General features: G+C 63.3%; 15 protein-coding genes. 6 read left to right on the top strand and 9 right to left on the bottom strand.

Going from position 1 to position 12,345, the window contains the following annotated elements; translation table 11 throughout:
* Nucleotides 1-30 precede the first annotated feature (30 nt).
* From trpA to AO692_RS24010, 4 genes are all read right to left on the bottom strand, one after another.
* On the bottom strand, nucleotides 31-870 hold the full coding sequence (gene trpA, locus AO692_RS24025; protein ID WP_054312585.1) for a tryptophan synthase subunit alpha: 840 nt from the start codon (nucleotides 868-870) through the stop codon (nucleotides 31-33).
* 91 nt (nucleotides 871-961) lie between these two features.
* Nucleotides 962-1,207 (bottom strand): hypothetical protein, encoded by a 246-nt coding sequence (locus AO692_RS24020; RefSeq protein ID WP_054312584.1) that lies wholly within the window; start codon nucleotides 1,205-1,207, stop codon nucleotides 962-964.
* Nucleotides 1,204-2,424, bottom strand: a complete 1,221-nt coding sequence (trpB, locus tag AO692_RS24015; protein ID WP_054312583.1) for a tryptophan synthase subunit beta — start codon at nucleotides 2,422-2,424, stop codon at nucleotides 1,204-1,206. Before trpB ends, AO692_RS24020 begins: the two co-directional genes overlap by 4 nt.
* Before the next feature lie 29 nt (nucleotides 2,425-2,453).
* Nucleotides 2,454-3,125, bottom strand: coding sequence for a phosphoribosylanthranilate isomerase (locus tag AO692_RS24010; protein WP_054312665.1), 672 nt, complete (start codon nucleotides 3,123-3,125; stop codon nucleotides 2,454-2,456).
* Nucleotides 3,126-3,229: 104 nt separating this feature from the next.
* Between AO692_RS24010 and AO692_RS24005 the strand changes: the two genes are divergently transcribed.
* On the top strand, nucleotides 3,230-3,448 hold the full coding sequence (locus AO692_RS24005) for a hypothetical protein (protein WP_054312582.1): 219 nt from the start codon (nucleotides 3,230-3,232) through the stop codon (nucleotides 3,446-3,448).
* A 30-nt stretch (nucleotides 3,449-3,478) separates the two neighbouring features.
* Here the strand turns inward: AO692_RS24005 and AO692_RS24000 are convergent, their stop codons facing one another.
* A complete protein-coding gene (locus AO692_RS24000) occupies nucleotides 3,479-4,351 on the bottom strand; it encodes a LysR family transcriptional regulator (protein WP_054312581.1) in 873 nt (290 codons plus the stop codon).
* A gap of 170 nt (nucleotides 4,352-4,521) precedes the next feature.
* On the opposite strand from AO692_RS24000, the gene bla reads away from it, so the two are divergent.
* The 3 genes from bla to AO692_RS23985 all read left to right on the top strand — a co-directional run bounded on the left by bla (nucleotide 4,522) and on the right by AO692_RS23985 (nucleotide 7,284).
* Nucleotides 4,522-5,418, top strand: coding sequence for a class A beta-lactamase (bla, locus tag AO692_RS23995; protein WP_054312580.1), 897 nt, complete (start codon nucleotides 4,522-4,524; stop codon nucleotides 5,416-5,418).
* 31 nt (nucleotides 5,419-5,449) lie between these two features.
* Nucleotides 5,450-6,622, top strand: a complete 1,173-nt coding sequence (ampC, locus tag AO692_RS23990; RefSeq protein WP_054312664.1) for a class C beta-lactamase — start codon at nucleotides 5,450-5,452, stop codon at nucleotides 6,620-6,622.
* 149 nt (nucleotides 6,623-6,771) lie between these two features.
* Nucleotides 6,772-7,284: a GNAT family N-acetyltransferase gene (locus AO692_RS23985; RefSeq protein WP_054312579.1), complete on the top strand. Its 513-nt coding sequence runs from the start codon at nucleotides 6,772-6,774 to the stop codon at nucleotides 7,282-7,284.
* A gap of 28 nt (nucleotides 7,285-7,312) precedes the next feature.
* Here AO692_RS23985 and AO692_RS23980 read toward each other — a convergent pair whose 3' ends face one another.
* The 4 genes from AO692_RS23980 to AO692_RS23965 all read right to left on the bottom strand — a co-directional run bounded on the left by AO692_RS23980 (nucleotide 7,313) and on the right by AO692_RS23965 (nucleotide 10,704).
* On the bottom strand, nucleotides 7,313-8,071 hold the full coding sequence (locus AO692_RS23980; protein ID WP_054312578.1) for a M48 family metallopeptidase: 759 nt from the start codon (nucleotides 8,069-8,071) through the stop codon (nucleotides 7,313-7,315).
* Nucleotides 8,072-8,196: 125 nt separating this feature from the next.
* On the bottom strand, nucleotides 8,197-8,673 hold the full coding sequence (locus AO692_RS23975; RefSeq protein WP_054312577.1) for a DUF2852 domain-containing protein: 477 nt from the start codon (nucleotides 8,671-8,673) through the stop codon (nucleotides 8,197-8,199).
* 118 nt (nucleotides 8,674-8,791) lie between these two features.
* Nucleotides 8,792-9,934: a benzoate/H(+) symporter BenE family transporter gene (locus tag AO692_RS23970; RefSeq protein ID WP_054312576.1), complete on the bottom strand. Its 1,143-nt coding sequence runs from the start codon at nucleotides 9,932-9,934 to the stop codon at nucleotides 8,792-8,794.
* On the bottom strand, nucleotides 9,934-10,704 hold the full coding sequence (locus AO692_RS23965; protein ID WP_054312575.1) for an alpha/beta hydrolase: 771 nt from the start codon (nucleotides 10,702-10,704) through the stop codon (nucleotides 9,934-9,936). The genes AO692_RS23970 and AO692_RS23965 overlap by 1 nt, the downstream gene beginning before the upstream one ends.
* A gap of 307 nt (nucleotides 10,705-11,011) precedes the next feature.
* Here AO692_RS23965 and infC point away from each other — a divergent pair, with 307 nt between their 5' ends.
* Nucleotides 11,012-11,548 (top strand): translation initiation factor IF-3, encoded by a 537-nt coding sequence (gene infC, locus AO692_RS23960; RefSeq protein ID WP_082407524.1) that lies wholly within the window; start codon nucleotides 11,012-11,014, stop codon nucleotides 11,546-11,548.
* A gap of 118 nt (nucleotides 11,549-11,666) precedes the next feature.
* Nucleotides 11,667-12,308 carry an isoprenylcysteine carboxylmethyltransferase family protein gene (locus tag AO692_RS23955; protein ID WP_054312573.1) on the top strand — a complete coding sequence of 214 codons (642 nt, stop codon included), beginning with the start codon at nucleotides 11,667-11,669 and terminating at the stop codon, nucleotides 12,306-12,308.
* Nucleotides 12,309-12,345 lie beyond the last annotated feature (37 nt).

Below are 12,345 nucleotides of genomic sequence, written 5' to 3'. Positions count from 1 at the left end.
GGGCGTCGTGATTGGAAAGAGGTAGGAAAACTATTCGGCAGCAGCAAGGCGGGCCGAACGCACGCCTTGTGCCAGGCCGCTCACCAGCGTGGCCACGGCCTCGGCCGGGTCGGCGGTCTTCTCGCCTTTCGGGCCCAGCACATTGGCTATCGCATTGACGATCGCCGTGCCGATCACCACGCCGTCGGCGGAAGCGCCGATGATGCGCGCCTGCTCGGCGGTCTTGACGCCGAAGCCGACACAGACCGGCAGGTCGGTGTGTTCCTTGATGCGCTGGACGGCGGTCGCCACCTTGGTTGTGTCGGCCAGCGCCGACCCGGTGATGCCTGTCATCGACACGTAGTAGACGAAGCCGGAGGTGTTCTCGAGCACCTTGGGCAGGCGCTTGTCGTCGGTGGTCGGCGTGGCGAGGCGGATGAAGTTGATGCCGGCCTTCAAGGCGGGGATGCACAGTTCCGCATCCATTTCCGGCGGCAGGTCGACGATGATCAGTCCGTCGATGCCGGATGCCTTGGCCTCGGCCAGGAAATTGTCGACGCCATAGACATAGATCGGGTTGTAGTAGCCCATCAGCACGATCGGCGTCTCGTCGTCGCCCTTGCGGAATTCGGCGGCTATGGCCAGCGTCTTCTTCAGCGTCTGTCCGCCCTTCAGCGCGCGCAGGCCGGCAGCCTGGATCGCCGGACCATCGGCCATCGGATCGGAAAAAGGCATGCCGAGCTCGATGATGTCGCTGCCGGCCTTGGGCAGCGCCTTCATGATCGACAGCGAGGTGTCGTAGTCCGGGTCGCCGCCCATGAAATAGGTGACGAGCGCCGGACGGCCCTCTGCTTTCAGCTTCGCCATGCGGCGGTCGATGCGGGTGGTCATGCCATGCCCTTCATAGTCGAATGGATCTGGGTGGTTACGCCGGAGGCTGTGGAGCCAGACGCGGCAAGGTCGAGGATCGCAAGCATCCGTCTCATTCGGGATGTTCGCGGATTTCGATGGTCACCGCGAAGGCGTAGAAGCCGTCGCGCGCGATACGGCTGCGTGCCAGCTTCGGATCGAAGGCGATGCGCGGCTCGCCGTCGTCGGCGACATTGGTCAGGAATTTGAGGTTCTGGCTGTCGCGCACGCCCTTGGCGTTTTCGCGCTGGTCGCCGGCCTCCACCGCCACATAATGGTGGGGATTGTGCCTGGAGTGATAGATCTCGAAAGTGCTCATATCTCCATGCCCATCATCTTTGCGACCGTGTGGACGTCTTTGTCGCCACGGCCGGACAGGTTGACGATGATGATCTTGTCCTTGGCCATATTGGGCGCGATCTTGACGGCATGCGCGATGGCATGTGCCGATTCCAGCGCCGGGATGATGCCTTCGGTCCGCGTGCAGAGCTGGAATGCCTCCAGCGCCTCGTCATCGAGGATCGGCTGGTAGTCGACCCGGCCGCTGTCGCGCAGCCAGCTGTGCTCGGGACCGACGCCCGGATAGTCGAGGCCGGCCGAGATCGAATGGCCTTCCAGGATCTGCCCGTCGTCGTCCTGCAGCAGGTAGGTGCGGTTGCCATGCAGCACGCCCGGCCTGCCGGCATTCATCGAGGCGCAGTGCTCGACGCCGTCCAGCCCGCGGCCGCCCGCCTCGATGCCGATGATCTCGACATCCTTGTCGTCGAGGAAGGGATGGAAAAGGCCGATGGCATTGGAGCCGCCGCCGACGGCGGCGATGATGGTGTCGGGCAGGCGACCCTCCTGCTCCAGCATCTGCTGGCGGGCTTCCGTGCCGATGACCGACTGGAAGTCGCGCACCAGTTCCGGATAGGGGTGGGGGCCGGCGGCGGTGCCGATCAGGTAATAGGTGTCCTCGACATTGGTGACCCAGTCACGCAGCGCTTCGTTCATCGCATCCTTCAGCGTGCCGTGACCGGCGGTCACCGGCCGCACCTCGGCACCCAGGAGCTTCATGCGGAAGACGTTGGGGCTTTGGCGGGCGACGTCGGTGGCGCCCATATAGACCACGCAAGGGTAGCCGAAGCGTGCCGCGACCGTGGCGGAGGCCACGCCATGCTGGCCGGCGCCGGTTTCGGCGATGATGCGCTTCTTGCCCATGCGCTTGGCCAGCAGGATCTGGCCGAGGCAGTTGTTGATCTTGTGCGAGCCGGTGTGGTTCAAATCCTCGCGCTTGAGGTAGATCTTGGCACCACCGAGATGGCGGGTCAGGCCTTCGGCGAAATAGAGCTTGGAGGGCCGGCCGGCATAGAAGGTCGACAGTGCCGAGAGCTCGGCCTTGAACTCCGGATCATCCTTGGCCTTGTTCCACTCCCGCTCCAGGTCGAGGATCAGCGGCATCAGCGTCTCGGCGACGAAGCGGCCACCGAAAATGCCGAACATGCCCTGCTCGTCGGGACCCGTGCGGAAGGAATTTGGCAACGCCGGCTTGTTCATAGCCGATCTCCTAGAAAGCTGTTTGATGCTCAGGCGGCGCGGATTTTACGCGCTGCCCGCACTGCCTGAAAGAACTCTGCGATCAGCCGGACATCCTTGACCCCCGGCGCGCTTTCAACGCCGGACGAAATATCGAGGCCGGGCGGATTGGCGATTGCCAGCGCCTCGCCGACATTGTCTGCGTTGAGCCCTCCCGAAAGCATGTAATCGAGATCGGCGTCAAGGCTGGTCAGAATGCGCCAGTCGAAGGCAACACCGTTGCCGCCAGGCAATTCGGACCCTTTGGGCGGCTTGGCATCGAACAGGAAACGGTCGGCGACGCCGCGATAGGGTGTGACGGCGGCGAGATCGTCGGCTTCGCGCAGCGAAAACGCCTTCATGACCGGCAGGCCATAGCGGGCCTTCACTTCGGCCACGCGTTCGGGGCTTTCGGAGCCGTGCAGTTGCAGCATGTCGGGCGCCATCGCCGTCACGATCTCGTCCAGAAAGGCGTCGTCGGCATCGACGGTGACGGCGACTGCCTTGGCTTTGCCGTGTGCCGCCTGGCGCAGGCGTCCGGCATCGGCAGGCGCGATGTTGCGCGGGCTCTTGGCAAAGAAGATAAAGCCGACATGGCTGGCGCCATTGTCAAGCGCGGCGGCCAGGGCCGTCTCGGTCTTGAGACCGCATATCTTGATCTCGCGTGTGTTCTCACGTGCCATGAGGCCGGCAAGTGCCACGAAAAGCCGGCAAAGTCGAGGAAAAGCGACGATTTGCCGAAATGAGGAAAGCGGCTACCTTGTCAGCAAATGGGAGCAGCATTGCCATGGCCGAAAACACCGTCACCGAGCTGAAGGAAAAGCTCGCCCAGGCGCGTGAAGTGATCGCGCATCTGATCGACAAGGCTGCCTTCAACGGGGCCGAGGCGCATCGCGCGCTCGACTATTTCGGTGGCGATGCCTTCGAGAAGGAATTCCTGCCCTGGCCGCGCCAGGAGGACGAGGGGCTGAGGCCCGACGAACTCAATGCCGCCAATGACGATTGAATCCGGCTTCTGCAGCGACTGGCGCGCCGATCAAGCCTGGTCGGTCGTGTCGACCAGCCATTCCCGGAACGCGGTCATTGCCGGCGTCTCTTCGCGCGATTTCAGCCGCGTCAGCCAATAGTTCCCGGTGTGCACGGCGATGTCGAAGGGCTGCACGATCCGGCCTGTCGCGATGTCGTGGCTGAACATCGCCACCGGAACCAGCGCGACGCCGACCCCGCGCGCTGCCGCCTCCACCAGCGTCAGCGAGGAATCGAACATCCAGCCACGCAGGCTCGGTGCCTCTGTCCCGGCAGCTTTGAACCACAGCTTCCATTCGTCGATCCGGTAGGAGCGCAACAGTTCGGCATTGGCCAGGTCGGCGGGGGTGCCAAGGCGCGGATGCAGCGTCGGCGCACACACGGGTGAGAGTGGAGCATCCATGAGGTGAAAGGCCTCTGTGCCGTGCCAGGCGCCATCGCCGAAGCGGATGAAGAAATCGAGCCCGTCGAGCACGATGTCCGAGCGGTTGTTGTTCGTCTTGAGGCGCAGATCGAGATGTGGGTGCTGTTCCTTGAACGCATTGAGCCGCGGCAGCAGCCAGCCGATGGCGAAGGTGCCGACCACGCCGACCGTCAGGATTTCACGGTAATTGCCGTCCTCGAACTGACTCAGGGTTGCGCTCATGCGCCTGAAGGCATCGCTGAGCACGGGCAGCAATGCGTGGCCCTCGTCGGTCATTGCCAGCCCACGCGGCAACCGCTTGAACAGGGTCACTCCCAGGGCATCCTCGAGCGCCTTGATCTGGTGGCTGATCGCCGTCTGCGTGACGCGCAGTTCGAGCCCGGCCCGGGTGAAGCTGCAATGGCGCGCCGAAGCCTCGAAGGCGCGCAGGGCGTTGAGCGGCAGTTGCGACACTTCCATAGGGCTATGACCAAGTTTTGTTCATGCCAGAGCTTAGAATTGATCGTTTGCTTGGGGCAAGCGGCATCGCCATAGTTGTACCCGAGAGTCGCGAATGGGAGTTGGCCACCGGTCTGAGACCGTTGGCGTTCGTTCCTCTCTCCCAATCAATGCTGACATGGAACACGCGAATGACGATGTCCTTTTCGCGCCGGCAGGCTCTTGCCGGCAGCCTTCTTGCCATGCCGACCTTGGCGGCTTTCGATTCGATCGCACGTGCAGAACGCAGCGGCGAAGCTGAAAACAAGCTTGCCGAATTGGAGCGCAAACATCCCGGCCGCTTTTGCGTGACGATCCTCGATCTCGGCAACGGCCGGCGCATTCAGCATCGGGCTGACGAGCGCATCCTGATGTGCAGCACTTTCAAGGCGCTGCTGGCCGCCTTCGCGCTGGCACGTGTCGACAAGGGCGAGGAAAAGCTCGATGAGCGCATCAAGATCACAAAAAAGGATCTCGTCACGGCGAATTCGCCGGTGACCAAGCCGCATCTCGGCGGTCCGGGCCTGACGATTGCCGAACTGTGCGATGCGATCGTCACCCGCAGCGACAACACGGCTGCGAATCTGCTGCTGGCCCGTTTCGGTGGCCCGGCTGCGCTGACGGCTTTCTGTCGCCGCCTTGGCGATGATCTCACCCGTCTGGACAGGTTTGAACTCGAACTGAACTTCCACGACGGTCCGGATGACCAGCGCGACACCACCACGGCAGCCGCCATGGCCGAAACCCTGCGCAAGCTCCTGTTCTCCGACGTGCTATCAGCGGCGTCGCGGTCTCAACTGGCGGCATGGCTGATCACCAACAAGACCGGCGACACGCGGCTGCGTGCCGGCGTGCCTGGAGATTGGCTTGTCGGCGACAAGACCGGCACCAACGGCGATAAGCACGGCAACGCCAATGACATCGCTGTCATCTGGCCGCCGGATCGTGCCCCGCTGATCGTGACGGCCTTCTGTGAGATACCCGAGATATCCTCCAAGGACCGTGATGCCGTCATTGCTGAGATCGGCCGCATCGCATCGCAAGTTTGACATGGCCGGCTTATCGAAGGATCCAAAGACCATGACCGGAATTCTCAAAATCGGAATCCTTGCAGCTGCATTCCTGCAAGTCACCAATGCCCACGCCGCCGACAGCAAGGGTGCCGAGCACCAGCTGGAGCAACTGGTGAACGAGACGGTCCGGCCGGTGATGAAGGAAAACGGATTGCCCGGCATGGCCGTGGCGATCACGGTCGACGGCAAGCGGTTTTTCTTCGGCTACGGTGTCGCTTCCAAGGAAAGCGGCCGGAAGGTCACGGAAAACACCATCTTCGAAATCGGTTCGGTATCGAAGACCTTTGCCGCAACGCTGGCTGCCTATGCCGTGGAAAGCGGCACGTTTTCGCTGTCTGAAAAGGCGAGCACCTACTTGCCGGCGCTTGACGGCGGTGCCTTGGGCGAGACCGATGTCCTCGATCTCGGCACTTACACGGCGGGTGGCCTGCCGCTGCAGGTCCCGGACGATGTGACCAATCAGGACGGAATGATTGCTTATTTCCAGGCCTGGAAGCCGGAATTCCCGGCGGGCACGCACCGCCGCTATTCCAACCCCAGCATTGGCCTGTTCGGTTATCTGGCGGCAGAAAGCATGGGCAAGCCCTTCGATGTGCTCATGGAGCAAAAGCTCCTGCCGGCGCTCGGCCTCTCCAACACCTTCATCCACGTGCCCAAGGCGCGGATGGGCGACTATGCCTATGGCTATTCGAAAGCAGGCAAGCCCGTTCGCGTGACATCAGGCGTTCTGGATTCGCAGGCCTATGGCATCAAGACCACCGCGCCCGATCTGATCCGCTTCGTCGAAGCGAACATGAGTGGCGCGGTGTCGGATGAGAAACTGCGCGCCGCCATCGCCGGCACACATCTCGGTTACTACAAGGTCGGCGGCATGACTCAAGGGCTGGGCTGGGAGAGCTATGCCTATCCAACCACTCTCGACAGGCTGCTGGCTGGCAATTCGGCCGACATGGCGTTCAAGCCGCAGAAGGCCGAGAAGCTCAATCCGCCAGTGCCGGCGGGAGCCGATGCCTGGCTCAACAAGACCGGTTCGACGAACGGTTTCGGCGCCTATGCCGCGTTCATTCCGGCGAGGAAGGTCGGTATCGTCATCCTGGCGAACAAGAGCTATCCCATCCCGGTTCGGATAGAGGCGGCTTATCGTATCCTTTCCGGGATCGAGAAATTGCCTGGCCTGTAAACGACTGCGCAGACGCATTTGCGACTGGACCGGCCGGGTTCGCCTGGCCGGTTCTGTCACTGTCGTCTGGACCATGCCATGGAGTTGCTTCCGACAGGAGCTGTGGCCATCTGTCGGAACAACGGATAGGCGACGAAAGACTGGCGGCGATGACGGACGGCTTCACCATCAGGGCCCTCGAAGCCGGCGATCCGGAGCGGATCGCTGCGACGGACGGCGGCCCGGCATGGAATGCCGACCCCGTACTCTGGCAAGGCTATCTTGCCGATGCCGCTCAGGGCCGCCGCGTCGTGCTGATTGCGTTCAAAGGCCAGGACGTTGTCGGCTATGGCACGCTGCTGTGGCAGTCGGGCTATCCGCCGTTCAAGGCAGCGGGCATTCCCGAAATCAACAATCTGGTTGTCGCGCAGGCTGCGCGCGGCGGCGGTATCGCCACGGGGATGATCGGTCGCTTCGAACAGCTCGCCGCCTCGGCCGGCAAGCCGAGGATCGGCCTGGGCGTCGGCCTCTATGCCGACTATGGTGCGGCCCAGCGCCTCTATGTCAGGCTGGGTTATCTCCCGGATGGACGCGGCATCACCTATGGCGAAAAGCCGGTTGCTCCCGATCAGTCCGTGCGCGTTGACGACGACCTGATCCTGTGGCTGACGAAATCGCTGTGAGCGGGGCCGGACTGTCGACAGACGGTTTCTACTCGAACGCGATCGCCTGCAGCGCACCGCCGTTCTTCTTCAGCCAGGCCCTGCAGCGCTCGGTATCGGGGCACAGTTCTTCGCACAGCTTCCAGAATTTAGGACCGTGGTTCATCTCCTTGAGATGCGCCACCTCATGCGCCACCAGGTAGTTTATCACCGGCGGCGGCGCCATCATGATGCGCCAGGAGAAGGACAGGTTGCCGTCCGCGGTGCACGAGCCCCAGCGGCTCGACGTATCCTTGAAGCGGACGCTTTTCGCCTTGCGGCCGATCGCGCCGGTATGGCGCAGCACCAGCGCCTCGATATCGCGCTTGGCCTCGCGTTTGAGGAAATCGGCGACTCGGCGCGGCAGGTGCAGCCGATCGCCATGGATGGTCAGCGTCGGGCCGGTTTCGTCGGCGCCGACCACAACGGTACCGCGCTTGCCCGGTTCATGAACGACCAGATGCGGCACGCCGCGCAGCGGGATCTTGATGCCCGGCCGCACCTGCGGCCGGTCCGGCACCTTGGCCAGCCTTTGTTCGAGCCAGCCCTGATGGCGGGTGAGGAACCTCTCGACCTCGCCCTGGCGCAGGCCAGGCGGCACCGTGATGCGCAGGCTCTGCCCGCCGGCATCGATCCTCAGCGTCAGGCGCCGGGCCCGCTCGTTCTCCACGATCCTGAGCGGCAGCGTACGCCCGGCCACATGATGCTCGCGCTCTTCGGTCTGAGCGGGCCTGGGCTTGGTCAGGTTGCGGAAGAAAGCGAAGGACATAAGAGGAACATAAGCGATTCGGAAAAATCTGTAGTGGTCTTTGCGGTGATGCCGCAGCGAGCGCTCACAAGACAGCGGCGCCGCTTTTCAGGCGGCGCCGCTGGAACTCATGCTGATCGCGTCGATCAGTCGTCGAGCAGGTTCGTGCCCTTTCCCTTGGTTGACTTGCCGGGGGCCGGCTTGGTGGTCGTCGGCGCGGTCGGCTTGTTGCGCTGGGCCATGAAGCGGTCGAACTCTTCCTGGTCCTTGGCGCGGCGCAGCTCGCGGGCATACTCGTCGAACTCGGCCAGCGCCTCATCGAGCTTGCGGCGCTCTTCGGCCAGGCGTTCCAGCTCCTTGTCGCGCCAGTCGTCGAAGGCGACATTGCCGGTGCGGGCAGAGCCATGGCCCCAGCGATGAGCCTTGTCGGCACTGCGGCGGCAGCCGGCGAAGATGCCATCCGTGGCCTTGTTGACGTCGCGCTTGAAGCCGTCGAGCCGGTCGCCCCAGATGATGTAGGCGAGCATGGCGAGGCCTAGCGGCCAGAACACCACGAAGCCAAGAACCATCAGCGCGATGGTTGCCGGCGTCCAGGCCGGGCGGATCAATGCAGTCGTGTTCATTTCTCCCGTTCCTTTGGTTGGAGGCAGCCAAAGCGCGGCTGCTTCCGATCGAAGTGGGAACAGCGGGCGCCTTGTTCAAGACAAAACGCCTGGGGAACCGGGCAACCGGCTGTAAAGCCTAACGATTTTTTGCGTGATCGAGCAGGACCACGATCATGCCGGCGACAAGACCCCAGAACGCGGCGCCAACGCCGAACAGGGTGAGACCCGAGGCGGTGACGGCAAAAGCCGTCGTGGCGGCCATGCGTTCATGCTCGTCCTTGAGCGAGATGGTCAGCGCATTGGTGAGCGGCCCCATCAGGGCGAGGCCCGCGACCAGCACGATCAGGCTCTGCGGCAGCACAGCGAAGATCGCCACCAGCGAGGCGCCGAAGATCGCGAAGACAACATAGGCGAGCGCATAAAAAGGCCCGGTCTTCCAGCGCTCGGCAGGGTCCGGATGCACGTCCGGTCCGGTACAGATCGCCGCCGAGATCGCGGCAAGATTGGAGGTCGAGGCGCCGAACGGCGCGAGCAGAACGGAAACCAGCCCGGTGAAACCGATCAACGGGCCAGGTTCGGGGTGGTAGCCGGCTGCCCGCAGCACGGCGAGACCCGACAGGTTCTGCGAGGCCATGGTGACGAGATAGAGCGGTAATGCCAGCCCGATCGCCGCCTTGGCGGTGAAGACGGGTGCGATCAGCGTCAGCGTCGAAAGTTCGGGTGTCGGCAGGCTGCCGACGCGGCCAGTCGCAAAGGCGGCGAACCCGCCACCGATCAGAACCGCGAGCACGGACAGCGAGGGGTTCCACAGCCTGATCAGGAAGAAGGCCGCGATCAGCGGCAGCACAAGCCAGGGGTCGACGGGAACAGTCCTGACGGCATTGAGTGCGAAGGTAACGAGGATGCCGGCCAGCATGCCGGATGCCACCGAGGCGGGGATTCTCGAGATCAGCCGGGTCAGCGGCTTGAGCAGGCCGGTCAGCACAAGGAGCACGCCGGCGATCAGGAAGGCGCCGACGGCTTCCCCGATCGAAAAGCCGCTCGATGCCGCGATCAGTGCCGCCCCAGGTGTCGACCATGCGCTGATGATCGGCATCTTGGTGCGCCAGGACAGCCATGCGGTCTCGACCGCCATCGAAATGCACAGCGCGGTGACCCAGCTCGCCGTCTGCAACTGCGTGGCGCCGACGGCATTGGCGGCCGCGATGATGATGGCAAGCGTTCCGCCGAAGCCGACGATCGCCGCGACGAAAGCGGATATCGGGATGGAAATGCGCATCAGCGGATCCGCTCGACCAGCGTTTCCACGGCGCGGACCAGCAGTTCCAGATCTTGCGGCCGCGACAGGCGGTGGTCGCCTTCCGGCACCAGCGACAGCGTGACGTCGTCGGCGGGCAGGTGGCTGACCAGCTTCAAGGCATGGGTGTGCGGCACATCCGGATCGGCCAGGCCTTGGATCACGTGAACCGGGCAATGCGTGTCGATCGGGCCGGTCATCACGAGGTTGTCGCGGCCGTCCTCGATCAGCGCGCGCGTGTAGACATAAGGCTGATCCGAATATTCGGACGGCTCGGCGAAGAAGCCTTTTTCGGCGAGATCGCGGCGCTGCGTGTCGGTCAGCGTCGGTTCGATCAGCTCGGCGGTGAAATCGGGCGCAGGCGCCAGAAGTACCAGTCCGGCGACACGGTCGTCGCCCGCCTTGCGCAGTTCCTGCGCCATGCGCAAGGCGATCCACGCGCCCATCGACGAGCCGACCAGGATCTGCTTGCCTTTGGCGTGCTGACGAAAGACCGCGAGGCTTTGGGCAAGCCAGGTCGAGATGGTGCCTTCGTTGAAGTCGCCACCGGATTCGCCGTGGCCGGAATAGTCATGCCGCAAAAAGGCGTGGCGGCTCCTGTCGGCCCAGTCGGCCAGCGTCTCGGCCTTGGTGCCGAGCATGTCGGACTTGTAGCCGCCGAGCCAGATCACGCCCGGTGCTTTGCCGGGCTGTTGGCGGACGGCGATGGAAATGCCGTCGACATCAAGGAATTCGGGAGCGGTCGGTTGCATGGCGCGGTTCCTGGCGCATCGTGCCTGCCAGGCCGATGCGCAGCTTCAAAATGTCAGAACCCGCGTCCCAATAATGACGTGCAGTGTTCTGGGGTCGCGCTTCTTGACATGGCCGAGGCGCAGCGAAAAGACCGCTGTTCAGTTCTTTGCTTGGTTCAGAAAGCAACAGTAGGACTAAATTGCCTGAACAGGTGATTTGTTGTCGCGCCTGTGCTATTGACTCGCGCCGCGCGGTCACCACATTGACGCGCCAAAGCAAAATTTGAACTGAATCCCAGAACGCCAACGGCTCGAGGAGACCACGACAATTCGCAGACCTTTCAAAGCAGCGGCGCCCACGAAGGATGGCCCGCGCGCAAACCGGGATATCCGCGTCCCCCGCGTCCAGCTTATCGACGCAGAAGGCAAGAACCGCGGTGACGTTTCCATCAACGAAGCACTGCAGCTGGCTGAGGAAGCCGGGCTGGATCTGGTCGAGATCTCGCCCAACGCCGTCCCGCCGGTCACCAAGATTCTCGACCTCGGCAAGCTGAAATACGCCAACCAGAAAAAGGCTGCCGAGGCTCGCAAGAACCAGCGCGTCATCGAGATCAAGGAGATCAAGATGCGCCCCAACATCGACAGCCACGACTACGACGTGAAGATGCGCGCCGTGCGCCGCTTCTTCGAGGAAGGCGACAAGGTCAAGCTGACGCTGCGTTTCCGTGGCCGCGAGATGGCGCATATGGAACTCGGCATGCAGCTTCTCAACAAGGTGCGTGAGGAAGTCGCCACCATCGCCAAGGTCGAGGCCGAGCCGAAGCTTGAGGGCCGCCAGATGATGATGGTGCTGGCGCCGCGTTGACCGTGGCCGTACCAGCCTGTTCCAAGATGAAGGCGCCCCACCCTCGGTGGGGCGCCTTTTTCCTGCCTCAACTCGGTGATTTGTCGCCGACATCGCGACACTCGGCGGACTTCTGAACATGAACGACAAAATTGCGGAGACGGATGCCCGGCGCGCGCTTGGCGCCTACCAGTCTCTCAGGCGCCTGGTGCTTGCCTTCGTCATCGTTGCGATGTTTGCGGCGCTGCTGTTCGGAGAGGCCGTCTATCCGCCCGAGAGCTTCATCCACGAAACCGTGGAGATGGTCGGCGTCCTGATGATGTTTCTCGGCATCGTCGGGCGCCTGTGGTCGACGCTTTATATTGGCGGGCGCAAATCGCATGAGGTGGTAACGGGTGGGCCGTATTCGATCACCCGCAATCCGCTTTATGTCTTCTCGACGCTTGCCGCCGCCGGCGTCGGCGCGCAGATGGGTTCGCTGGTTGCCACAGTCGGTTTTGCCCTGCTCTGCGCCGGCGCGTTCCATATCGTGATCCTGCGCGAGGAGCGGTTCCTGACGGATGAACTCGGGGCGCCCTACAAGGCCTATCTCGCCCGCGTGCCGCGCTTCATTCCCAAGCTCTCGCTCTACCAGGAAGGCGATACCGGCTCCTTCCGGCCGCGCCTCCTGCTCAACACCTTGCTCGACGGCCTGGTCTTCCTGGCCGCCATGCCGATCTTCGAGCTGATCGAAAACGCGCAAGGTTCAGGCACGCTGCCGGTTCTTTTCCGGTTGCCCTGACCGCCACGATTCCTCCGCAAACAGACCGGGTAAATTC

It is taken from the genome of Mesorhizobium sp. 1M-11 (assembly GCF_001303895.1).
GTDB lineage: Bacteria > Pseudomonadota > Alphaproteobacteria > Rhizobiales > Rhizobiaceae > Mesorhizobium.
Note: the sequence above shows the minus strand (reverse complement) of the source record. Positions and strands in the feature narration are given on the sequence as shown.

Excerpts from the sequence above, each read along its gene's own strand:
- AO692_RS23975 (WP_054312577.1), bottom strand. The coding sequence starts at position 8,673 with ATGAACACGACTGCATTGATCCGCCCGGCCTGGACGCCGGCAACCATC.
- bla (WP_054312580.1), top strand. The coding sequence starts at position 4,522 with ATGACGATGTCCTTTTCGCGCCGGCAGGCTCTTGCCGGCAGCCTTCTT.
- AO692_RS23965 (WP_054312575.1), bottom strand. The coding sequence starts at position 10,704 with ATGCAACCGACCGCTCCCGAATTCCTTGATGTCGACGGCATTTCCATC.
- trpA (WP_054312585.1), bottom strand. The coding sequence starts at position 870 with ATGACCACCCGCATCGACCGCCGCATGGCGAAGCTGAAAGCAGAGGGC.
- ampC (WP_054312664.1), top strand. The coding sequence starts at position 5,450 with ATGACCGGAATTCTCAAAATCGGAATCCTTGCAGCTGCATTCCTGCAA.
- AO692_RS24000 (WP_054312581.1), bottom strand. The coding sequence starts at position 4,351 with ATGGAAGTGTCGCAACTGCCGCTCAACGCCCTGCGCGCCTTCGAGGCT.
- trpB (WP_054312583.1), bottom strand. The coding sequence starts at position 2,424 with ATGAACAAGCCGGCGTTGCCAAATTCCTTCCGCACGGGTCCCGACGAG.
- AO692_RS23980 (WP_054312578.1), bottom strand. The coding sequence starts at position 8,071 with ATGTCCTTCGCTTTCTTCCGCAACCTGACCAAGCCCAGGCCCGCTCAG.
- AO692_RS24020 (WP_054312584.1), bottom strand. The coding sequence starts at position 1,207 with ATGAGCACTTTCGAGATCTATCACTCCAGGCACAATCCCCACCATTAT.
- AO692_RS24010 (WP_054312665.1), bottom strand. The coding sequence starts at position 3,125 with ATGGCACGTGAGAACACACGCGAGATCAAGATATGCGGTCTCAAGACC.
- AO692_RS23955 (WP_054312573.1), top strand. The coding sequence starts at position 11,667 with ATGAACGACAAAATTGCGGAGACGGATGCCCGGCGCGCGCTTGGCGCC.
- AO692_RS23970 (WP_054312576.1), bottom strand. The coding sequence starts at position 9,934 with ATGCGCATTTCCATCCCGATATCCGCTTTCGTCGCGGCGATCGTCGGC.
- AO692_RS23985 (WP_054312579.1), top strand. The coding sequence starts at position 6,772 with ATGACGGACGGCTTCACCATCAGGGCCCTCGAAGCCGGCGATCCGGAG.
- AO692_RS24005 (WP_054312582.1), top strand. The coding sequence starts at position 3,230 with ATGGCCGAAAACACCGTCACCGAGCTGAAGGAAAAGCTCGCCCAGGCG.